At 36.2% G+C, this 23114-nt stretch carries 19 protein-coding genes and 2 tRNA genes; 19 read left to right on the top strand and 2 right to left on the bottom strand.

The window, feature by feature from the left end; translation table 11 throughout:
- The first annotated feature begins 16 nt into the window (after positions 1 to 16).
- The 5 genes from A3H37_03640 to A3H37_03620 all read left to right on the top strand — a co-directional run bounded on the left by A3H37_03640 (position 17) and on the right by A3H37_03620 (position 5257).
- Positions 17 to 394 (top strand): holo-[acyl-carrier-protein] synthase, encoded by a 378-nt coding sequence (locus A3H37_03640; GenBank protein OGL50909.1) that lies wholly within the window; start codon positions 17 to 19, stop codon positions 392 to 394.
- A 20-nt stretch (positions 395 to 414) separates the two neighbouring features.
- Complete coding sequence (locus A3H37_03635; protein OGL50908.1) at positions 415 to 1521, top strand: hypothetical protein; 1107 nt, start codon at positions 415 to 417, stop codon at positions 1519 to 1521.
- Positions 1502 to 2536, top strand: coding sequence for a tRNA (adenosine(37)-N6)-threonylcarbamoyltransferase complex transferase subunit TsaD (locus A3H37_03630; GenBank protein ID OGL50907.1), 1035 nt, complete (start codon positions 1502 to 1504; stop codon positions 2534 to 2536). The genes A3H37_03635 and A3H37_03630 overlap by 20 nt, the downstream gene beginning before the upstream one ends.
- A gap of 111 nt (positions 2537 to 2647) precedes the next feature.
- Positions 2648 to 3730, top strand: a complete 1083-nt coding sequence (locus A3H37_03625) for a hypothetical protein (GenBank protein ID OGL50906.1) — start codon at positions 2648 to 2650, stop codon at positions 3728 to 3730.
- A gap of 228 nt (positions 3731 to 3958) precedes the next feature.
- Positions 3959 to 5257: a cystathionine gamma-lyase gene (locus A3H37_03620; protein OGL50949.1), complete on the top strand. Its 1299-nt coding sequence runs from the start codon at positions 3959 to 3961 to the stop codon at positions 5255 to 5257.
- A 187-nt stretch (positions 5258 to 5444) separates the two neighbouring features.
- Here the strand turns inward: A3H37_03620 and A3H37_03615 are convergent, their stop codons facing one another.
- The gene (locus A3H37_03615) at positions 5445 to 6002 is read right to left on the bottom strand and encodes a phosphatidylethanolamine-binding protein (GenBank protein ID OGL50905.1); all 558 of its coding nucleotides are present in this window, start codon (positions 6000 to 6002) and stop codon (positions 5445 to 5447) included.
- 23 nt (positions 6003 to 6025) lie between these two features.
- Positions 6026 to 6361 (bottom strand): hypothetical protein, encoded by a 336-nt coding sequence (locus A3H37_03610; protein ID OGL50948.1) that lies wholly within the window; start codon positions 6359 to 6361, stop codon positions 6026 to 6028.
- A gap of 375 nt (positions 6362 to 6736) precedes the next feature.
- Here A3H37_03610 and A3H37_03605 point away from each other — a divergent pair.
- The 14 genes from A3H37_03605 to A3H37_03540 all read left to right on the top strand — a co-directional run bounded on the left by A3H37_03605 (position 6737) and on the right by A3H37_03540 (position 23064).
- Positions 6737 to 6809, top strand: a tRNA-Lys gene (locus tag A3H37_03605).
- Positions 6810 to 6942: 133 nt separating this feature from the next.
- Positions 6943 to 7024: transfer RNA gene (locus A3H37_03600), tRNA-Leu, on the top strand.
- Between the two features lie 99 nt (positions 7025 to 7123).
- Positions 7124 to 8398, top strand: coding sequence for a trigger factor (locus A3H37_03595; GenBank protein OGL50904.1), 1275 nt, complete (start codon positions 7124 to 7126; stop codon positions 8396 to 8398).
- 51 nt (positions 8399 to 8449) lie between these two features.
- Complete coding sequence (locus tag A3H37_03590) at positions 8450 to 9037, top strand: ATP-dependent Clp endopeptidase, proteolytic subunit ClpP (GenBank protein ID OGL50947.1); 588 nt, start codon at positions 8450 to 8452, stop codon at positions 9035 to 9037.
- Positions 9038 to 9061: 24 nt separating this feature from the next.
- A complete protein-coding gene (locus A3H37_03585) occupies positions 9062 to 10288 on the top strand; it encodes an ATP-dependent protease ATP-binding subunit ClpX (GenBank protein ID OGL50903.1) in 1227 nt (408 codons plus the stop codon).
- 9 nt (positions 10289 to 10297) lie between these two features.
- Positions 10298 to 12733 (top strand): endopeptidase La, encoded by a 2436-nt coding sequence (locus tag A3H37_03580; GenBank protein ID OGL50902.1) that lies wholly within the window; start codon positions 10298 to 10300, stop codon positions 12731 to 12733.
- 251 nt (positions 12734 to 12984) lie between these two features.
- The gene (locus A3H37_03575; GenBank protein OGL50901.1) at positions 12985 to 13488 is read left to right on the top strand and encodes a hypothetical protein; all 504 of its coding nucleotides are present in this window, start codon (positions 12985 to 12987) and stop codon (positions 13486 to 13488) included.
- A gap of 39 nt (positions 13489 to 13527) precedes the next feature.
- The gene (locus A3H37_03570) at positions 13528 to 14574 is read left to right on the top strand and encodes a hypothetical protein (GenBank protein ID OGL50900.1); all 1047 of its coding nucleotides are present in this window, start codon (positions 13528 to 13530) and stop codon (positions 14572 to 14574) included.
- Positions 14574 to 15269, top strand: coding sequence for a 2-C-methyl-D-erythritol 4-phosphate cytidylyltransferase (locus tag A3H37_03565; protein ID OGL50899.1), 696 nt, complete (start codon positions 14574 to 14576; stop codon positions 15267 to 15269). The genes A3H37_03570 and A3H37_03565 overlap by 1 nt, the downstream gene beginning before the upstream one ends.
- A gap of 57 nt (positions 15270 to 15326) precedes the next feature.
- Positions 15327 to 15818, top strand: a complete 492-nt coding sequence (locus A3H37_03560; GenBank protein OGL50898.1) for a 2-C-methyl-D-erythritol 2,4-cyclodiphosphate synthase — start codon at positions 15327 to 15329, stop codon at positions 15816 to 15818.
- A 327-nt stretch (positions 15819 to 16145) separates the two neighbouring features.
- Entirely contained in the window at positions 16146 to 18974 is a 2829-nt protein-coding gene (locus tag A3H37_03555) for an excinuclease ABC subunit A (protein ID OGL50897.1), read from the top strand.
- Positions 18975 to 19224: 250 nt separating this feature from the next.
- A complete protein-coding gene (locus tag A3H37_03550; protein ID OGL50896.1) occupies positions 19225 to 20139 on the top strand; it encodes a branched chain amino acid aminotransferase in 915 nt (304 codons plus the stop codon).
- 99 nt (positions 20140 to 20238) lie between these two features.
- A complete protein-coding gene (locus A3H37_03545) occupies positions 20239 to 20544 on the top strand; it encodes a transcriptional regulator (protein ID OGL50895.1) in 306 nt (101 codons plus the stop codon).
- 288 nt (positions 20545 to 20832) lie between these two features.
- Positions 20833 to 23064 carry a hypothetical protein gene (locus A3H37_03540; protein ID OGL50946.1) on the top strand — a complete coding sequence of 744 codons (2232 nt, stop codon included), beginning with the start codon at positions 20833 to 20835 and terminating at the stop codon, positions 23062 to 23064.
- Positions 23065 to 23114: the final 50 nt, after the last annotated feature.

Genomic DNA, 23114 nt, shown 5'->3' with positions numbered 1-23114 from the left:
ATAATGTGGTGGGACAGTGATTATTGGTATTGGTGTTGACCATATAGAGATATCAAGAATAAAAAAAACTATCCGGAGACAAAAGGAAAGATTTTTAAATAAGATTTTCACTGAAAAAGAAATAGAGTATTGCGAGAAGAAAAAAGACAGGTATCAGCACTATGCAGCAAGGTTTGCGGCAAAAGAGGCAGTGTATAAAGCCTTAAACCAAACGGGGACAGAAGGAATAAGCTGGAAGGACATTGAGATAGTAAATGAAATAAGCGGAAAGCCTGAAATTTTCCTCCGCAATAAAACTCTGCGTCTTGCAAAAAGATTAAAAGTTTCAAAAATACTTCTTTCCATTTCCCACAACAAAGACATAGCGATTTCCAATGTTATTATTACAAGTTAAAGGGCTAGCCGGTTTGAAAAATGAAAAAGGATAAGACTATAAGGGTTTCTGCGCCTGGAAGGATATGCCTTTTGGGAGAACATCAGGATTATTTTGGTCTTCCTGTTATATCAGCGGCAATTAATATGAGAATAAGGATTGAAGGGTTCAGAAACAATCATAATTATTTTGAGATGGAACTTCCTGACATAGGTGAAAAAGAGACAATAAATTTATCAGGCGATTTTTTGCCTCAAAAAGAGAGGGATTATCTGAGAAGCAGTCTTAGGGTTTTAAAAAGATACGGGTACAGGTTTAGTATGGGGTATAATTGTGTCATAGAAAGCAATATCCCGATTGGCAAGGGGGTGTCAAGTTCATCTGCAATGGTAGTCGGATGGCTTAAATTCTTACTGACAATAACAGACAATCCGCAGAAAGTAACAAGAGAAGGGCTTGCTGAACTGGCATATGAGGCTGAGGTGAAGGAGTTTAAAGAACCCGGTGGTATGCAGGACCATTACTGTTCAAGCCTTGGAGGTCTGCTCTACATTGACTGCAAAAAGAAAACAGTTGCATCACAACTAAAAACCAAACTCAGTGGATTTGTGCTTGGTGACAGCCTTGTTCAGAAAGATACAAAAGGGGGGTTGAGCAGGATTAAAAATAATGTAAATTTTGCAGTAGAAAAGGTCAGGGAAGTGATTAAGGATTTTAATTTAGAAAAAACAGAGCTTTTTAAAATCAAGGAAGTTTTAAAAAGTCTTCCTGAAGAACCAAAGTTAAAACTTGAAGCAACTCTTATGACAAGGGATTTAACACAAGAGGCAAAGAAGTTCATAGAACAAGGGATAGTTGATGATGAGGTTTTTGGAAAATTGCTTGACAGGCATCATTCAGCATTGAGAGAGGGCCTGCAGATTTCAACAGAGAAAATAGAAAGATTAATAGATGCTGCAAAATCAGCCGGGGCTTTGGGATGCAAGATAAATGGCTCAGGAGGGGGTGGATGTTTTCTGGCTTTTGCTCCCGGCAAAGAAAACAGGGTTGTTGAAGCGATTGAGAAGGCAGGTGGAAAGGGTTATCTTGTTGATATTGACAAAGGTGTTTGCATAGAGGGTGAAACAGATGTTGCTTCTTGGTATTGAAAGCTCCTGTGATGAAACTTCAGTTGCAGTCCTTGAAGATGGACTCAAAATAAAATCGAATATTGTTGCATCTCAGGTTGATATTCACAAAAGGTTTGGAGGAGTTGTTCCTGAGCTTGCATCAAGACAACATCTTGAAGATATTATCCCAACAACAGAGGAAGCGTTAAAAGAGGCAAAAACAGATTTAAGTGATATTGAAGCAATTGCTGTAACATATGGTCCGGGACTTCTTGGGTCTTTGCTTGTCGGTCTTTCAGTAGCAAAGGCAATATCACTTGTAAGAGGAATTCCATTTGTTGGCATCAATCATTTAGAAGGACATTTATTGTCCATTCTTTTTGAAAACCCTTCTATAAACTTTCCGTATGTTTCACTGATAGTCTCAGGAGGTCATACCAATATTTATTTTGTAAAAGGGATTGGCAGTTACCAGCTTCTTGGGAGAAGCGTTGATGATGCTGCAGGAGAGGCATTTGATAAGGTAGCCAAGATGCTTGATTTAGGCTATCCGGGAGGTCCTGTTATAGACAGGCTTTCAAGAGATGGAAACAAAAAGGCAATACAGTTTCCAAAAGCTAATATGCCTGATAGCCCTTTCAATTTCAGCTTCAGCGGCCTTAAAACTTCAGTGCTTACATATTTGAAAAAAAATAATCTTTATGATGATGCAACAAGAAAGGCTAAGGTTAAGAAAATCTCCGATGAACACCTCTCTGACATAGCAGCGGGCTTTCAGAGAGCAGTTGTTGATGTTCTTGTTGATAAGGCTATTTATGCTGCAGAAAAAATGAACTGTTCTGCAATTTCTATATCAGGAGGAGTAGCCTGTAACAGTGGATTAAGGTCAGAATTAAAAAGAAGGGCAGAAGAAGATGGTTTGAAAGTTTATTATCCTAGCCCTAAGCTTTGCATTGATAATGCTGCAATGATTGGTCTTGCAGGTTATCACAGGATTTTAAAAGGTGAAAAAAGCAGGTTTGAACTTAATGCATCAGCAAGGCTTGAACTATAATCAATAATTACATAAAGATTAAAAGGAGATTTTTTAAAAGCGCTTTTGGAGAGAAACTGTAGGAAAAATGAACAGATTGTGAGAAAATAAATTTTTTTTATATATCTAACTATGTCTATTATAGAAAATATCTATATTGAGAAGAAATCCAAAGATAATGTTATAGCCAAAAATATAGCTTCATCAGCAAATACTTCCAGTATATTTTATATAGATACTTCAGGGGATGTTTTGGCTAAAATTTTAAAATCTGATGATCCTGTTGGCAGCGGGAAAAGGAATCTGCTTGTAACAGAGAATAAGGGATCTTTTTTAAAAAAGTGTCCTGGAACAAAAGAAATGGTTTGCTGTAATTATTATTTTATTAACTTTGCAACCAACTGTCCAATTGACTGTTCTTACTGCATAATGCAGGAATATCTTAACAATAATCCTCTCTTGAAGGTATTTTCTAATGTAGATGCAATGCTCAGCGAGTTAGAAAATCTTATAGAAAAGAATCAATCGAAATATTTTCGCATAGGGACAGGAGAACTTTCTGATAGCCTTGCTTTTGATTACCTCACAGGTTTTTCAAAAATAATAGTACCATTTTTTGCAAGGAGAAAAAATGCAGTTCTTGAGCTTAAAACCAAAACAAATGAGATAAGAAACCTTGTTGGCTTAGACCATGGAGGGAAAACAGTTGTTGCATGGTCTGTGAACCCTCAAAGAATAATTGATTCTGAAGAGCTATGTTCTGCTTCTCTTGAACAGAGAATAGATGCCGCTGTAGTGTGTCAGCAGAACGGATACAATATAGCTTTCCATTTTGATCCAATAATTCTATACGATGGATGGGAAGCAGATTATGCTAAAGTTATTGAAAAAATTTTTAAAAATATAAATCCAAAATCAATACCATGGATAAGTCTTGGATGTTTGCGTTTTTCTCCGCAGATGAAGTCAATTATTAGTGAACGCTTTTATCAAAGTAATATTTTAAATGGTGAAATGGTAATATGTCCTGACAGGAAACTCAGGTATTTTAAACCATTGAGAGTTAACGCATACAGAAAAGTGGTTTTGCTCATAAGAAATTATAACAGCAATATTCCAATTTACCTCTGCATGGAAAGTCAGGATGTCTGGAGAAAAGTGTTTGGAACTACACCAGATGGTGTTAATAATCTTAATCATGTTTTTAAAAGATAATGTCAAATGCCAAAGCTCAAAATTCAAATGAAATTCAAAGTTCAAATATCAAAATTTCTAAGAAAATATTCTCATTTTGGCATTAAACAAATTTGGTATTCATTTGATATTTGGATTTTGACATTTGAGTTTTGTTGACTCCGTCCAAACATGCCATTTTTTAAAGAGGTAAATATTTTTGAAGATTTACTAAACTAAGTCTATAAGGAGGAGTAAATAATTATGGTGATGTTTCAAAAGGTAAAAAGCGGTTTTTATTCAATAAAAACTCTCTTGATACATGGAAGATTTAAGTCAACAAAATGGGACTACAAGCACCATGTAGTCCCGCCAATTTCTTCTTCATCTGCTTACCGCCTTGATTCTGTAAAAAGGGGTGCAAGAGGATTTGAAGAGTTTGGAGCAGATGCAACAGAAGAAATCCATCATCCGCCAATATATATCTATGACAGGCTTGGAGAACCAACACGTGGCATGCTTGAAGATAATCTTGCCTTTGCTGAAAGAGGGGATTGTGCTGTTACCTTTGCTTCAGGCATGGCTGCAATAGCTGCAGCAGTCGGAGTATGTGCATTTTCAGGAGATGAGATAATCAGTCACAGAGTTCTTTATGGAAGCACTTATTCGCTTTTTAAAAACTGGTATCCAAAAATGGGCTTAAAGCTGAAACTTCTCGATTTAAAAAATCCAGAAAACCTCTCTAAAAACCTTACAAAGGATACTAGGGTTGTATATTTTGAAACACCTTCAAATCCGAACATGGAACTTATTGATATTTTAAAAATATGCACAATAGTTAAGAAACATAACAAAAAGGCTTCAGAAGATAAAAAGATAAGGGTCATTGTTGATAATACTTTTGCAACTCCTTTCTGTCAGAGACCAATTGAGATTGGTGCTGATATTGTGGTTCACAGCCTTACAAAAAATATTTGTGGTTTTGGGACAGAGATGGGAGGTGCGGTAATTACAAAAAATAAGTATGAAAAAGATTTATTAAATTACCGCAAGGATTTTGGTGGCGTGCTTTCTCCTAAGAGCGCATGGTCAATACTTGTTTATGGACTTTCTACACTTTCAATAAGGCTTAAAAAGCAGGAATCAAGCGCTATAGAAATTGCACGATTTCTTGAGAGTCATCCAAAGGTTGAAAAAGTGTATTATCCCGGACTTTCATCTTTCCCTCAGTTTGGGCTTGCGAAAAGCCAGATGACTGATTTTGACGGAAATTTTGCCCCGGGGAACATGATATATTTTATTTTGAAAGGGGAGCCTTTAAAAGTCAGAGTATCAAGCAGGAAGATTATAGATTATATTGCTAAAAATTCCTATACTATAACGCTCGCTGTTAGTCTTGGTCAGGTAAAAACACTGATTGAAAACCCGAGCTTAATGACACATTCAACAGTTCCGCTTGAAGAACAGTTAAAAGATGGGATTGATCCTGGAGGTATCCGTCTTTCAGTTGGGCTTGAAGAGCCAGAAGATTTGATAAAAGACCTCAAACATGCACTGGATAAGGTATAAAAGAAAATTTAAAGTTCAAAGCTCAAAATAGCTATAAGCGATAAGCTGTAACATAAGAAAGCAGGGAGTAGAAAGTAGTAAGTAGCGAAAGGGAATAAAGTAAAAACCATAAAAATTAAAGTTTTTAGCTTTTTATAGCTTATAACTTAAAGCTTATAGCTTACAGCTAATAAAAGACATTTGAGTTTTACCTGCTGTATTTTCCCATCAGCTGTCCTTCTGCCAATATATGCCCTTTCATGGCCTTTAGTAATTGTTCCTTGGTAGCTCCAGGCTCAAGCCCTGTTTCCTTATCCAAAGCATAAATTTTAAATAAGTATCTGTGTGTACCTCCTGGAGGGCAGGGACCACCATAAGCAAATTTGCGGAAATCATTTATTCCGTGTTTTGCTCCATTCTTTAGTTTTTCCTGAGAAGGAATATTTTCAGGTAATTCCTTGATACTGACAGGTAAATCGTAGAGAACCCAGTGCACCCATGTACCCATTGGCGCATCAGGGTCATCACAGATAATTGCAATGCTCTTTGTGCCATTTGGAACAGAAGTCCATGACAATGGAGGGGAGACATCTTTGTCATCACAAGTATATTTTGCCAGTATCATTTTTCCATTTTTAAAGGCAGAGCTTGTAAGTTTTATTTTTGTTCCATTTGCCTGTCCTGTTTCTGAATAGGAGATGTAGTTGCTGAAAATGTTACAGCACAGAAATGAAAGAATTAATAAAAAGAATTTTTTATAGGACATAGAAAAACTCCTTATTAATAAAATTATTCTTTGATGACGGTTACTTTTACATATTGTGAACCGTAAGAATATTCAATGTCTCTCATGCTTGCTTCAGTGGATTTCAGTAAAACAATTGCCTCTTTACTTCCTTTTCCGTTTTTTAAATCAGGAAGAATACATTTTGCATAACCATTCTCAATAATTTCTTTTTCAACCCGGTCATTAGTAAACCTTTCAAGGGAATTGACTGCATTATAGACCAATATTGTTACTCCAGCGCAAACTATATCTAAGCCTTTCTGTGAATATCTTGAGTGTCCTGTAACAGTAAACCCATAAGTGATTCCATCTTTATTTTTGTAGATTGTGACATTTATCCCTTTTGTAATATCTTTAGTTTCTTTTATGTCAGAAATTTTTTCAGAATTGACAATTGGAGATTTAACAATATACTGCCTTTCACTGCACCCATATACGAGTGTATGTATAAGGAATAAGACGAAAAACAGTAATGCTTTGTTTATACAGTTACTTTTATAGGCGTTCATTCAATAATAATCCTAATGCTGATTTGCATTAAACTAATTTGATTTGCTGATTACAAAGAAATAATATATTTTGCACAGAGGAGTCTATAATAGTCTAAGTATAAGAGTTTTGACTTTGGTGTCAATGATTTTTAAAATTAGGTTTTATATTAATAATCTATTGACAAATAATTATTCTCGGTTAAAAAAGAGATGAGAGTTTTCGGGCCGCTAGCTCAATTGGTAGAGCAACAGACTCTTAATCTGTAGGTTACTGGTTCGATTCCAGTGCGGCTCATAAAAATTTCTGTAGAAGTCTTAAAATGGAAGAAATCTTTTGATTGCAGAGATTGAAGATAGATTTCAGAGATTAGCGGAGGATGTAATCGCTGTAATCTTTTCAGAATCTCTGGAATCAGTGAAATATTCACGCGAAAGTGGCGGAACTGGCAGACGCGCTGGACTTAGGATCCAGTGGAGCAATCCATGGGGGTTCGACTCCCCCCTTTCGCAGATACAAAATGTCTTGCAATTGTTTTAGAACAGGTCAGACAAAGCTAAAACCCAAGATACAAATAAGTTTAAACATTAATACAATCAAAAGGAGAATAAATGCAAGTTGAAATTACTCGCGTTGATGAGTGTAAAAGAAAATTAAACATCACAATTTCCGGTGATGTAGTATCAAAAGAACTTTCCAGGATTTATCAGGAAATGAACCAGAGAGTTAACATAAAAGGTTTCAGAAAGGGTAAAGTGCCAAGAAAAGTTCTCAAGCAGCTCTATAAGAGAGATGCTGAAGTAAGTCTGCTTCAGGAGCTGGTTCCAAAAGCTTGTGAAGAAGTTTTTGTGGCAAATAATATGAAAACCGTAAGCGATTATCTGCTGGAAAAATATGAGCTTGAAGAAGGGAACGGATTGAAACTTGATATTTCTGTTGAAGTTATTCCTGACATAGTATTAAGAGATTATAAAGGGGTAAAAATTCAGAAAAAATCTTCTGATGTTACAGATGAAGATGTAGATAATGCTTTAAAGCAGAAGCAGCATGATAGTGCAGAGTTGAAAACGGTGGAATCACGTGGGGCAGAGAACGGAGATGAAATGGTTTTAGATTTTTCAGGAAAAATCGACGGGAAGATTTTTGAGGGTGGAGAAGGAAAAGATTTCAGGATAATTCTCGGAGAGAAAAAGATGGTGGAAGGATTTGAGGATAAGCTTCTTGGCGCCAAAGCAGGAGAGAAAAGAGAGGTAGAGATTGCTTATCCTCAAGACGCTCCAAACAAGGCGTTAGCAGGCAAAAAAGTTGTATTTGAAGCTATGGTCAAGGAGATAAAAGAGAGAATTTTGCCTCAGCTCAACGATGAGTTTGCAAAGGATTTAGGAGACTATAATGACCTTAATTCTCTGAAAGAAAAAGTAAGAGATGATATTAAAAATACTAAAGAGTATTATATCAAGTTAGAACATCAGAAAGAAATAATTGAAAAAATCCTTGAAGAAAATCCGTTTACCCCCCCGGCTATTCTTGTTAGCAGGGAGTTTGAGTTTCTCAAGAAAAATCTTGCTTCAAGGCTTTCAGGCGGAAAAGCAGCTGATATAAATTTTGGTAAGGAGAGTGAAAAGATTGAACAGGAGTTGTTAAAAGAGGCTGAAAAGAGGGTTAGAGAATCATTGCTCCTTGAAAAAATCGCGGTTGAAGAAAAAATCGCGGTTGAAGACAATGAAATAGATGGTGAAATAAGAAAAAGAGCTGAGGCAACGAATCAAAATTTTAATGCACTAAAAAAGGCTTTTCAGCAGAATGAAGCGTATGAAGTTATAAGAAGTAGAATCAGAGAGGAAAAGGTCTTGAACTTTTTATTAAATTGTTCTATAGTAAATTAAATTATGGATAAATTAACTCCGCACTGCGAAGATATTGGAGAGGATGACAGTATGAATTTAATTCCAATGGTAATCGAACAGACTGGAAGAGGAGAAAGGGCATATGATATTTATTCCAGGTTATTGAAGGACAGAATTATTTTTTTAGGAATTGTTATAACAGATGCTGTTGCAAATTTAGCAATTGCCCAGTTGCTTTATCTGGAAGCCGAGGATCCTGAAAAGGATATTCATCTCTACCTTAATAGTCCCGGAGGGTCAGTCACAGCAGGTCTTGCTATATATGATACGATTCAATACATCAGACCAGACGTATCAACAATTTGCATGGGACAGGCAGCAAGCATGGGTGCTGTACTTCTTACCGCAGGTATAAAAGGGAAAAGATTTGCATTGCCTCACTCAAGAATAATGCTTCATCAGCCTTTGGGAGGATTTCAGGGACAGGCAAGCGATATAGAGATTCAGACAAAGGAGATTTTAAGGATTAGAGATACGCTTAACCACATTCTTGTAAAGCATACAGGACAATCTATCGAGAAAATTCAGACAGATACTGATAGAGACTTTTTTATGACTGGGAAAGAGGCTTTAGAATACGGTGTTATTGACGAAGTAATTGAGTATCGTAAAAAATAACTTCTCTTTTTTAGGAGTTTATTAATGGTAACAACCCGAGGTCATTTTTGTTCTTTTTGTAACAAAAGCCAGAGCGAGGTTAAGAAACTGATTGCTGGTCCTTCGGCTTTTATCTGTGATGAGTGCATAGAGCTTTGCAGTGAGATTATAGAAAAAGATTTAGGCGAAGAAGAAATAAAAGGGCACTTTCAACTACTTAAACCCAAAGAGATAAATGAAATCCTGAATCGTTATGTTATAGGTCAGGAAAAGTCAAAGAAAATCCTTTCTGTAGCTGTTTATAATCATTACAAGAGAATTCATTCGAAAAGCAAGAATGATGAGATTGAACTTACAAAAAGCAATATTCTTTTAATAGGTCCTACAGGTTCTGGCAAAACTTTGCTTGCTCAGACTCTTGCACGAATTCTGGATGTTCCATTTACAATTGTTGACGCTACTACCCTGACTGAGGCAGGTTATGTGGGTGAAGATGTAGAAAATATTATACTTAAGCTTTTACAATCAGCTGATTATGATGTTGCGAAAGCTGAGAAGGGAATAGTTTATATAGACGAGATAGACAAGATAAGCCGGAAAACAGAAAATCCTTCAATAACAAGAGATGTTTCAGGAGAAGGAGTGCAGCAAGCATTATTAAAGATTATTGAAGGAACTGTTGCCAGTGTTCCTCCTCAGGGTGGAAGAAAACATCCACATCAGGAGTTTGTTCAGGTTGATACAACAGATATTCTCTTTATATGCGGAGGAGCCTTTGTTGGATTGGAAAAGATAATTCCAAACAGGGTTGGGAAGAAAAGCATGGGGTTTGGAGGAGAGATAGAAAAAAGCGAGAAAAAAGCAATCGGGGAAATACTTTCTCTGGTTCAGCCTGAAGATTTGTTGAAATACGGGCTTATCCCGGAGTTCATCGGCAGGCTTCCTGTTATAGCTACACTTGATGAACTTGACGAGAAGTCGTTAATAAGAGTTCTTACAGAACCAAAGAATGCGCTTTTGAAGCAATACCAGAAGTTTTTCGAGTTTGAGAATGTTAAACTCCACTTTACTGATGGTTCTTTGCGTGCTATTGCAAGGGAGGCTTTGAAAAGAAAGAGCGGAGCACGGGGACTCAGGTCAATTTTAGAAAATGTTATGCTTGATATAATGTATGACCTTCCATCCCAGAATACTATAAAAGAATGCGTTATAAATGAGGATGTTATACTTAGCAGTGCAAGTCCTATAATACTGTATGAAAAGGCAAGTTAAAGGGATGTTATGATTTTTAAAAAAGAAAAAAAGCCAAGTGACAATTCGATATATCCTCTGATTCCTCTTAGGGATTTAGTTTTTTTCCCTCATATGATAATCCCTCTTTTTGTTGGAAGGAAGAGGTCTGTTTCAGCACTTGATAATGCAATGATGGATAAAAAATTTGTAATTTTTGCTGCTCAGAAACAGGCAAATATTAATGAACCTATGGAAGATGACATATTCAGAGTAGGTACAAAAGGAGAAATCCTTCAGGTTTTAAAACTTTCAGATGGTACAGTTAAAATTTTGATTGAAGGATTAGGCAGAGTCAAGATTAATGAATTCATTCCAAATGATAGTCATCTTTTAGTAAAGGCAGAGGAAATTATTGATGAAGTTGATTACTCTTATGAGCTTGAAGCTTTAATACGCAGGGTAAACTCTCTTTTTGAAGAGTATGTAAGGTTAAGAAAGCAAATATCATCTGATGCTCTTGTTTCTGTTATAAGTATTGATGACCCAAGCAGGCTTTCAGATACAATTATATCTCATCTTGCCCTTAAAGTGTCTGACAAACAGGAACTGCTGGAAATAAAAAATGTTACAAGTAGAATGGAGAAACTTCACGAGTTGCTGCATAAAGAGATAGAAATCCTGATGGCAGAAAAGAAGTTTCAGGGAAAGATGAAGAACCATACAAGGAAAAGCCAGAGAGAATATTTGCTTAATGAGCAGATGAGAACTGTAAAAAATGAGCTGGCTCAACAGGATGATTCAAAATCTGAGATTGAGGAGTTACGAGAAAAAATAAAAGCGGCTAAAATGCCAAAAGATATTGAAGATAAGACAATGAAAGAATTGAAGAAGCTTGAGATGATGCCGCCTATGTCTGCAGAGGGAACTGTGGTCAGGAACTATATTGACTGGCTGGTTTCTCTTCCGTGGAGCAAACGGACAAAAGATAAGTTAAATTTAGAAAGAGCAGAACAGATATTAAATAAAGACCATTATGGGCTTGAAAAGATAAAGGAAAGGGTTGTAGAGTTTCTTGCAGTACGAAGGCTTGTCAAAAAAATAAAAGGACCAATCCTCTGCTTTGTTGGCCCTCCTGGTGTTGGAAAAACCTCTTTAGCAAAATCTATAGCAAGAGCTATGGGCAGGAATTTTGTGCGGGTATCTCTTGGAGGGATACGTGATGAAGCTGAAATAAGAGGACATCGCAGAACCTATATTGGAGCGCTTCCGGGAAAAATCATCCAATCTATGAAAAGAGCTCAGTCGAAAAATCCGGTATTTCTTCTTGATGAAGTTGATAAAATGTCAATGGATTTCAGAGGGGACCCTTCAGCGGCTCTTCTTGAAGTATTAGATCCTGAACAGAACTTTACATTTGCTGACCATTATCTTGATGTAGATTTTGATTTATCTCAGGTAATGTTTATAACAACTGCGAATGTTCTTTGTTCAATTCCTCAACCACTACAAGACCGCATGGAGATAATCAGAATTCCGGGGTATACTGAAGAGGAAAAACTGAACATTGGAATAAAATTCCTTCTTCCAAAACAGTTCAAGGCTCATGGAATTACAACGAGCAATCTTGGAATGGAAGAGAATACGATTTTATACATTATAAGGGGATATACAAAAGAAGCAGGTGTGAGAAATCTTGAGCGCGAAATAGCTTCGATATGCAGAAAAGTAGCAAGAATGGTTGTCAAAGAAGGGAAAAAAATAAAAGTTATTGTTAAATCTGAAGATGTTGCTGATTACCTTGGAATTCCAAAATACAGATTTGGGAAAAAAGAAACTGAACTTCTTATTGGACAGACTACTGGTCTGGCTTGGACTGAATTTGGCGGAGAGTTGCTTATTACAGAAGCAACAATAATGGGTGGCAAGGGGAATTTAACACTAACAGGAAAACTTGGCGATGTTATGCAGGAATCAGCACAGGCAGCGCTCAGCTACTTAAGGTCAAGGTCAAAGATGCTTGGGCTTGAGAAAGACTTTTTTTCAAAAGTTGACATACATATACACGTTCCTGAAGGGGCTATTCCTAAGGATGGTCCATCTGCAGGTATTGCAATGGCAACTGCTTTAGCCTCTGCTCTTACTCGGATTCCTGTTAAAAATGATGTAGCTATGACAGGTGAGATAACATTGCGTGGGAGAGTTCTTCCAATAGGAGGTTTAAAGGAAAAAGTTCTGGCAGCCCACCGAGGAGGGATAAAAATAATTGTATGTCCTATCGAAAATGAAAAGGATATGAAGGATATTCCTGACAAGATAAAAGGGGATCTGGAGTTTGTTTTTGTAGAAAATATGGATGAGGTTGTAAAAATAGCGCTGACAAGGGAACTTCCAGGTCAGGCTGAACTTGATTCTATTGTTGGGGATAAAGACTTTAGTTCTGCCTTTGAAAACAAAGAAACCGCATCAGAAGCAATAAAACATTAACAACACTTAAATTTACTAAAACACGAAAAACATTCCAATCAAATTTTCATCAGTTTTAGCTTGTTATCAATCAATACTTAAAGCACTTCATTAAATCAACCCTCATTGGATACTATCCTTTTTAAAGATAAACCATTTTACAAAATCCATTCTATGTAATTGCCTAATTTCTTGTTTTATCTATTTTTTCTTGACTTTGTTTTAAAAAATAAGGAAAATAACATATTTAAGGCAGTATTGGAGGTGAATATATGAATTTTAAATTCAAGGTAAACTCCTATGTTGTTTACCCAGGCCATGGAGTGGCTTTGATTAAGGCAGTTGAGGAAAAAAATATTTCTAATATAAAACAAAAGTTTTATGTCCTTGAAATTTTAGAAAATAAAATGAAAATTCTCCTTCCTGTACAAAATGTCAAAAAGGTTGCTTTGAGAAACATAATTTCTAATAACGAAGTAGATAAAGTTTTAAAAATATTAAAAAGCGAACCCGGTGTTGGAGATTCAAACTGGAATAAAAGACACACTGAATACCAGGAGAAAATCAAAACAGGTTCAATTAGCAAGGCTTCAGAAGTATACCGTGATTTAATGTTTGCAAAACTTGAAAAAGAGCTCTCTTTTGGAGAGAGAAAGTTGCTTGATATTACACGAAAATTAATTGTTTCAGAAATTTCTCATGCAAAAAAAATTGCAGAGGAAAGAGCTGAAGCAATGCTGAGTAAAATATTCCTTATGCAAAGTGATAACAGATAATCGGGTTAATAAGAATTTTCAGAAAGGAGGTGGAAACAGATGTTGTTGTTGAGAATTTTACTTGCTGTTATTTCCTCTTACCTCGGTTTTCTTTTTGCAATTCAAACCGATTTGCCAGTTGAAGAACCATTTAAAAGTCTTGTCGGGATTATGTTAGGGCTAATGCTTTCATTAACTATAATTGGCCTTGAAATCAGACTAAGAAAAATGCCTTCTAAAATAATAGTTTCTGGTGTTGTGGGGTTAATATTAGGTCTGATAGCTTCAAGGATATTAACAAGTGTTTTTCTCCCTTTCGTGTCTCTTGGAAGCGCTGTGAGTAGAATCTATCTTTTGATATACTGTTTTTTCATTTATCTGGGAATAACTCTTGCTTATAAAAAAGCTGAACATGCCGATTTTTCAAAATTTCTTCCTGCATTTATGAACAAGGGAGATGGAGAAAATTATAAAATACTTGATACTAGCGTAATTATTGATGGAAGGATTTATGATATTTGTGAAACAGATTTTTTGGAAGGTGTTTTAGTTGTACCACAATTTGTACTAAGAGAACTGCAGCATATTGCTGATTCTTCTGATTCCTTAAAAAGAAACAGAGGAAGAAGAGGGCTTGATGTGTTAAACAAGCTCCAGAAAATAAGTCAGGTAGAAGTAAGAGTTATAGATCAGGATTTTCCATCAATAGCAGAAGTTGATGCTAAACTGGTAGTTCTTGCGAAACAAATGAAGGCAAAAATCTTAACAAACGATTTTAACTTAAATAAAGTAGCAGAACTGCAAGGCGTTTCTGTTCTGAATATAAATCTTCTGGCTAATGCCCTGAAACCCGTGGTGTTGCCGGGAGAGGTTATGACTGTCTATTTGTTAAAGGAAGGAAAGGAGACAGGCCAGGCTATTGCATATCTTGATGATGGGACAATGGTTGTTGTTGATAATGGGAGAGAATATTTAGGTGTGAACATAAATGTCACAGTTACCAGCGTGCTTCAGACTACTGCTGGCAGAATGATATTTGCCAAAATGAAAGAAACTGTAGGGGAGGTGGAAACATCCGGAAGGATGCGTGCAGAGGATTCACGCTGATGAAGGTTTCTGCCATTATTCCAGCTGCTGGTAAAGGCAAAAGGATGGGAGGATCAGTATCAAAACAATTCTTATCTATTGACGATAAACCTGTTTTAATTCATACATTAGAGAGGATAAACTCATTAAAAATAATAGATGAGATAATTTTAGTTCTTCCTGAGGATAAAGTAGAGTGGGGAGAAAAAAAGGTAAAAAGAAAATATGGAATAAACAAGTTATCTAAAGTTATAAAGGGAGGAAAAGAGAGACAGGATTCTGTATATGAGGGACTAAAAGAAGTTGATGAGATATCAGATGTAGTAGTTGTCCATGACGGAGTCAGACCTTTTTTTTATTCAAAAATTATTAAAGAGGCAATACCATTTCTGAAAATATTTGATGGTGTAATAGAGGCTTTGCCAATTAATGATACAGTAAAGAAAGTTTCTGAAAGAGGAATTGTTTTAAAAACCCTTGAGCGCGAGAAACTTTACAGGGCTCAAACTCCACAAATATTCAATTACAGCATATTAAGAAAAGCATTTAACCGAGCTTCTGATAAAAAATACTACGCGACAGACGAATCAGGGCTTGTAGAATCTATTGGTGGAAAAATTAAAATATTGACAGGAAGCCGTTATAATATAAAAATTACAAATCCTGATGACCTCTTTCTTGCAGAGGTAATTATAAAAAACAAAATATTTGTCTAATAGTACGCTTGCTTCTTAATCATAGTTTTCTTTCATTTATTTAGAGGAAATTTTAATATGAGGTTTGGAATAGGATATGATGTACATCCTTTTGAAGAAGGTAGAAAATTAGTTTTAGCCGGAATTGAGATTCCATATGAAAAGGGTTTGAGCGGGCATTCTGATGCAGATGTGCTGAGCCATGCTATTTGTGATGCCATGCTTGGAGCAGCAGGACAGGAGGATATAGGTGTTCATTTCCCTGACAATGATGAAAAATATAAAAATATCTCAAGCCTGATTCTGATAAAAAAGGTTAAGGAAATTGTAGAAAAGAAAGGATTTATAATTAACAATATTGATACTGTAATAATCACTCAGGAACCGAGGCTTGCAGACTACCGTGCAAGAATGAGAGAAAATCTGGCTAATGCTTTGGATATTCCTCAATCAAGATTAAACATTAAAGCAACCACTCCTGAAAGACTTGGCTCATTTGGAAGGGGCGAAGGGATGGCTGTTTATGCCGTTGTCTCTCTTGAGGGAATGGAGTTAGAAAATAATTTGTGAATTTTGGCATTAGTGTTAATCTTGTCTAAACCTGATGTTTATTACACATACATGAGATATAAGAGGTACCCTTCTATAGTTTTCTTTTTGCACCCACCATCAGAAAAGTAAATTTATCCTAAGAACAGTTGATACTAAAGTAAAAAGCCTTTCAAAAAAAGTTATTTTTTACAAACTTGACAGAAAGACTTATTTATTTATAAAAGATGGATTCTGAAAATAATTGAGGCTTTCTGCAGCAGGCTGCAGGAATTGCGAGTGCTATGCATTTTTAAGGAGATTGTTCTTAGGCTTTTAACTAGTGAAACATGTTGAGAGTTAGAGTTTATGTCATTTAAGAGTATTATCATAGAAGGGGCAAGGGAACATAACCTGAAAAATATAAACCTTGAAATACCAAGGGATAAACTGGTTGTGATTACCGGCCTTTCAGGTTCAGGCAAATCTTCCTTAGCCTTTGATACAATATATGCAGAGGGACAGAGAAGGTATGTTGAATCTCTTTCAGCATATGCAAGGCAGTTTCTCGAGTTGATGGAAAAACCTGATGTTGATAGAATTGAGGGACTTTCTCCTGCAATATCCATTGAACAGAAGACTACTTCAAAGAACCCACGTTCAACAGTGGGAACAATAACAGAGATATATGATTATCTTCGATTGCTTTTTGCAAGGATTGGAAAAACCTACTGTTATAAATGCGGCAATGAGATATCTTCACAGAGTGTGCAGCAGATAAGTGACAAAATACTTGAACTTCCTGAAGGGACAAAGATATGGATAATGTCTCCGATAGCACGCGGAAAAAAGGGAGAATACAAAAAGATATTGCAGGAGATAATGCAAGAAGGGTTTGTCAGAGCACGGGTTGACGGTGAGGTGGTTGAACTTGATAGTGATATAAAACTTGATAAGAAAAAGAAGCATGATATTGAGATAATTGTTGACAGGCTTATAGTTAAAAAAGAGACGCTGAAAAGAATTGTTGACTCTCTTGAAATAGCTACAAAGCTTTCAAACGGAGAGGTGGTAGTAAATATTGCAGAAAAAAGGGACCTTTTTTTCTCAGAAAAATTTGCATGCCCGAATTGCAATATAAGCATCCCTGAGCTGACACCAAGAGTCTTTTCTTTTAATAATCCCTATGGTGCTTGTCCTGCATGCAGTGGATTAGGTACTACCATGTCAATAGACCCTGAACTGGTCATACCTGATAAAAATAAAACATTAAGGGAAGGTGCTATTGCTCCATGGGGAACGAAATTCAGCAGGTACTATCAGCAGATTTTAAAAACGCTTTCAGATAATTTTTATTTTGACCTTGATGTGCCATTTGCCAATCTTTCTGAGATGACCAAAAACCTGATACTTTATGGTTCTGCTGGAAGGGAAATAGATTTTGTTTATGAGACGGAAAGAAACCGCTATCAGTTCAAAAGGGAGTTTGAAGGAGTAATTAACAGTCTCAGTAATAGATACCGTGAAACATCATCTGATGATGTAAGAGAGGAAATTGAAAGGTCTATGACAGTAAGGACATGTCCTGAGTGCAAAGGGGACAGACTGAAAAAAGAGTATCTTGCAGTAAAAATAAATGACAAAAATATTATGAATATAAGCAGGCTTTCAATCAAGGAAGTTTTATATTATTTTGATAATCTAAAGCTGAAAAAGAGAGAGCTTGAAATAGGAGCAAGGATTTTAAAGGAAATAAAGGAGAGATTGCATTTTTTAATTGCTGTCGGGCTTGATTATATAACCTTGGACAGAAGCGGAGGAACTCTTTCAGGAGGAGAGGGTCAGAGAATAAGACTTGCCACACAGATAGGGTCATCGCTTATAGGAGTTTTGTATATTCTGGATGAGCCAAGTATCGGGCTTCATCACAGAGATAACAAGAAACTGCTGGCTACTCTGAAAAAGTTAAGAGATATTGGGAATACAGTCCTTGTTGTTGAGCATGATGCTGAAACAATTCTTTCTGCTGACTATATTATTGACCTTGGTCCCGGGGCAGGGAAAAATGGTGGAGAAGTGGTAGTGGCAGGAACTCCTAAAGAAATAGTGAAAAACAGAGATTCAATAACAGGAAAATATCTTTCAGGAGAGCTTTTTATTACTGTACCAGAGACAAGACGGAAGGGTAATGACAGATATTTGGAGATATTTGGTGCTGGAGGAAATAATTTAAAAAATATTGATATAAAAATTCCAATTGGGATTATTTCATGTGTAACAGGTGTTTCAGGTTCAGGTAAAAGTACTTTGATTCTTGATACCCTTTACAAAGCGCTTGCAAAAGTTTTTTATGGTTCCCGTGAAGCTCCGTGCAAGTATGAGGGAATAAAGGGAACTGAATATATTGATAAGGTCATTGATATAGACCAGTCTCCAATAGGCAGAACACCAAGGTCAAACCCGGCGACCTATACAGGACTGTTTTCCCCTCTTAGAGATCTCTATTCACAGGTTCCGGAATCAAGAATAAGAGGATATAACCCGGGGCGTTTCAGCTTCAATGTAAAGGGAGGAAGATGTGATTCCTGCGAAGGTGATGGGATGAAAAAGATAGAGATGCATTTTCTCCCCGATATTTATGTAACATGTGAAGTATGTAATGGAAAAAGATATAACAGGGAAACCCTTGATGTGAGGTACAAAGGTAAAAATATAGCCGAGACCCTTGACATGACAGTTGAGCAGGCTCTTGAAATTTATGAAAATATTCCTGTTGTAAAGCGTAAATTAAAAACTCTTTATGATGTAGGGCTGGGTTATATAAAACTAGGGCAGCCGGCTACTACTCTCTCAGGAGGAGAAGCTCAAAGGGTTAAGCTTGCAAAAGAGCTTTCCAAAGTTGGCACAGGAAAAACTCTTTATATCCTCGATGAGCCAACCACAGGTCTTCATTTTGCAGACATCCAGAAGCTTCTTGATGTTTTGAATAAATTAACTGATGCAGGGAATACAATTGTTATAATAGAACATAATTTAGATGTTGTAAAATCAGCTGATTATATAATCGACCTGGGTCCTGAAGGCGGTGATTCGGGTGGTGAAGTAATTGCTTGTGGAACTCCTGAGGAAATAATTAAAAATGATAAATCCTATACAGGCCAGGCATTAAAAATGGTACTGAATAGAAAATACAGTTAATAAATTTGTTTAATGTAAAGGGTTTGAAATATTGCTTGAATTTATTGAAATTGTAAGGTTTATTTAATATTCAGATTGATAAAAAACTATCTGATTAGCTTAATAATCTTTGTAATTAAAGTTTTGATTTTTAATTTTTCAAAAAACATTTAAAAAATATTATGGACAAAAATTTTTTGCTTCTTTATAAAGGACTGTTTGAAAATAATTATAAAATATTTCTTAAAGAGAAATAATAAAGGAGTCTAAATTGATGATAGCAGCAAAGAAAATATGGATGGACGGTAAATTTGTTGACTGGGATAAAGCCACAGTACACATTATGACCCACACTCTGAATTACGGATTGGGTGTTTTTGAGGGGATAAGGTGTTATAAAACAAAAAAAGGTCCTGCAATTTTTCGTTATCAGGAGCATTTGGACCGCCTTTTTGATTCAGTAAAGATTGCTTCAATAAAAGCACCATTTACAAAAGAAGAAATAAGCAAGGCTATTGTTGATACAATAAATATTAATAAGCTTACTGAATGCTATATAAAACCTATTTTTTATTATGGTTATGGCGAAGCAGGGATTTATCCAAAGAATCATCCTGTAAAGGCTGCAATCTCAGTATTTCCGTGGGGTGCATATCTTGGGAAAGAAGGACTGGAAAAGGGAATAAGGGTAAAAATATCATCGTTCCAGAGACACCATATTAATGTCAGCATGACAAAAGCAAAAATCTGCGGGAATTATGTAAATTCTCAGCTTGCAAAAATAGAGGCAATTGAAAATGGTTATGATGAAGCTCTGCTGCTTGATGTCAACGGGAAGGTAGCAGAGGGCTCAGGGGAGAATATTTTTATTATAAAGAATGGATTGATAAAAACGACTCCCATACTTTCAATCCTTGCAGGAATTACAAGGGATTCAGTAATAAAGATTGCACAGGACAAAGGTATGGAACTGAAGGAGGACTATTTTTCAAGGGATGAGCTGTATATTGCTGATGAGGCTTTTTTTACCGGCACAGCAGCTGAAGTAACTCCTATAAGAGAAGTTGATAAAAGGGTTATAGGGATGGGAGTAGTTGGGGAGATTACAAAAAAGATTCAGGAAATTTTCTTCAAGATTGTAAAAGGAAATAACAGCAAATTTAATAAATGGCTTACATATATATAAAATTTCAACTGATAACTAATGACCTATAACTTATAATCTTTCAGCTACAGGTTATAAGTTATCAGTTATTAGTCATAGGTCATAAGTTAAGGAAGAGCGATGCCAACATATGAGTATGAATGCACCACGTGCGGAGATAGGTTTGAGGCATTTCAGAAAATGTCAGATGAGCCTATAAAAAAGTGCAAGAAATGCAAAGGCAAAGTGACAAAACTCATATCTCCTTCGGGGTTTGTTTTAAAAGGTTCCGGGTGGTATGTTACGGATTATCCTTCAGAATCCAGGAAGAAAGGGGTGGAATCTGAAAAAAAGACTAGTGAGCCTAAAGAGGCTTCGAAAACCAAGCCATCAGACTCAAAACCCTCTTCTGGCTCAAAACCATCTAGTTCTTCTTCATCCAAATAGTGTCAAATTTCAAATAAACGAGCACCAACCCATCAGCAGGACAGGCGTTTCGCCTGACTATTTTCATGTCCCTCTGTGAGCCAAAGGCTCATAAAGATTCCTGCAAAAGCAGGAATTCAGGAATTAAAGAATCTGGATTCCGCATAAAGTACCTGCCTGCAGTAGGCAGGCGGAATGACTGATAAAATATATTTTTAAGTTTCCTGATACCTCACAGCTCTGCTGTGGAGTAGTTCATTCGTTTTAGCTTGATTTGAAATTTTGGCTTTGATATTTGAAATTATAATTATGATGGAACTACTCAAAAGTCTTAATAATAAACAGCGGGAGGCTGTGGAGCAAATCAACGGATCCATACTTGTTCTTGCGGGGGCTGGAAGCGGGAAGACAAGAGTAATAACACACCGTATCGCTTATCTAAAAAAGAAATATGAAATTTTACCTGAAAATGTTCTGGCTGTAACCTTTACAAATAAAGCTGCCAAGGAGATGAAGGAGAGGGTTTTAAGCTTGACAGCTTCAGAACAGTTTCATTGGATTAATACTTTTCATTCTACCTGTGCCAGGATTTTAAGAAGGCACTGCAAGATGCTGGGATTTGAGAGTAACTTTGTAATATATGATTCTTCAGATCAGCTTAATATTATTAAATCAACAATGAGTCAGCTGAAGGTTGATGAAAGAGTTTTAAATCCTGATAGTGCTCAAGGCTACATAAGTTCTGCCAAAAATCAGCTTAAAAAACCTTCTGATATAAATCAAATATTTAATGATTATCTTTCTGAAGAGGTTCTGAAGGTTTATTCTGCGTATCAGAGAAGTCTTAAAAAAAATAATGCCATGGATTTTGATGATCTGCTGATGCATACTGTAGAACTTCTAAAAACTAACCCGGATATTTTAGATTATTATTCTGAAAAATGGCGGCACATAATGGTTGATGAATATCAGGACACAAACCATGCGCAATATCAGCTGATAAGGCTTCTCTCTTCAAAACACAAGAACCTCTGCGTTGTTGGTGATGATGACCAGAGTATATACCGCTGGCGTGGAGCAGATATTTCCAATATTCTTAATTTTGAGAAGGATTTTCCTGATTGTCTTGTTATAAGGCTTGAACAGAATTACAGGTCTACAAAAAACATTCTGAGGGCTGCGAATTCAGTAATAGAAAAAAATTTTTCCAGAAAAGGAAAAAGTCTTTGGACTGACAACATTGAAGGGGAAAAAATATATCATGCAACTCTTAATTCTGAGTGCGAGGAAGGACTGTACATCTGCAGAAAGATAAAAGAATTATGTCTGCTTGAAAACAGAAAGTTGAATGACTTTGCAATTTTTTACCGTACAAATGCACAGTCAAGGGTAATTGAAGATATGCTAAGGCGTGAGAATATGCCCTATGACATTTTTGGAGGAGTCAGGTTCTATGACCGCAAAGAGATAAAAGACATACTGGCATATATGCGTGTTCTTTCAAATCCTGATGACGATTTGAGCTTTGAGAGGATAATAAACACTCCAAACAGGGGAATAGGTGAGGCGACTCTTTTAAAGATAAAAAAAATAGCAGAAAGAGACGGTATTTCTATTTATAGGGCTTCAGAAGTTTTTCTCAAAGAAGGGAAATTATCTCTGAAAACAGAAGCCTCATTATCTGAATTTTTAAAGCTCATCTGCGGATCTATAAACCTTCAGCAAAGGATATCTGTCTCTGAGCTTACTGAAAAAATCCTGGAAGAGACAAGATATGCTGAAGAGGTAATAGGAAAAAATAAGGAAGAGAAAGAGGGCAGGATAGAAAATTTGAGGGAATTCATTTCAGCCATAGAGGAATTTGAAAGAAGCTCAGAAGACACGAGCCTTAAAACCTTACTTGAGCAGATATCACTTATAACAACTGTTGATAAATATGATGGAACCCTTGAGAGAGTAACATTGATGACTCTCCATAATGCAAAAGGTTTGGAATTTCAGGTTATTTTTATGAGCGGGATGGAAGAGGGGCTTTTCCCTCATTTCCTTTCCTCAAATGAGAGCCTTGAGATAGAAGAAGAAAGAAGGCTATGTTATGTTGGGATGACCAGGGCAAAAGAGAGACTTTTTCTAACCAATACCTACAGAAGAAAGATATATGGAACTGAAAGGATGAATATGCCATCACGGTTCATCAGGGAGATATCTGATGAATTTGTTGAGGTGGACCGCGGATGGCCTGAGGATATTGAACCGTATGAAACAGATATGCCCCTACAAGGCAAAGATGAGTGTGAAGATATATATCGGGTCAGGAGACCCGATGCTACCCTGGGTAGTGGCAGGTCTCCTGACCCGATATCTTCAGAAGAATCTGGAGGTTTCTTTTTTAAAGGTTCAAAAGTCATACATCCTTTTTTTGGGAAAGGAACTGTTATCGAAACCAAGGGTGAAGGAGAAAATCAGAAAATAATAGTTAGTTTTATAAATGCCGGAGTTAAAAAACTTTTACTCAAAAATGCAAAATTGGAAAAACTATAAAGAAAAGTGGTCCAAGAATTCTAATAGTTAAGTGAAAATCAAACCCTTGA

The organism is Candidatus Schekmanbacteria bacterium RIFCSPLOWO2_02_FULL_38_14, assembly GCA_001790855.1.
GTDB lineage: Bacteria > Schekmanbacteria > GWA2-38-11 > GWA2-38-11 > GWA2-38-11 > 2-02-FULL-38-14-A.
This window is presented reverse-complemented; position numbering and strand designations above follow the sequence as displayed.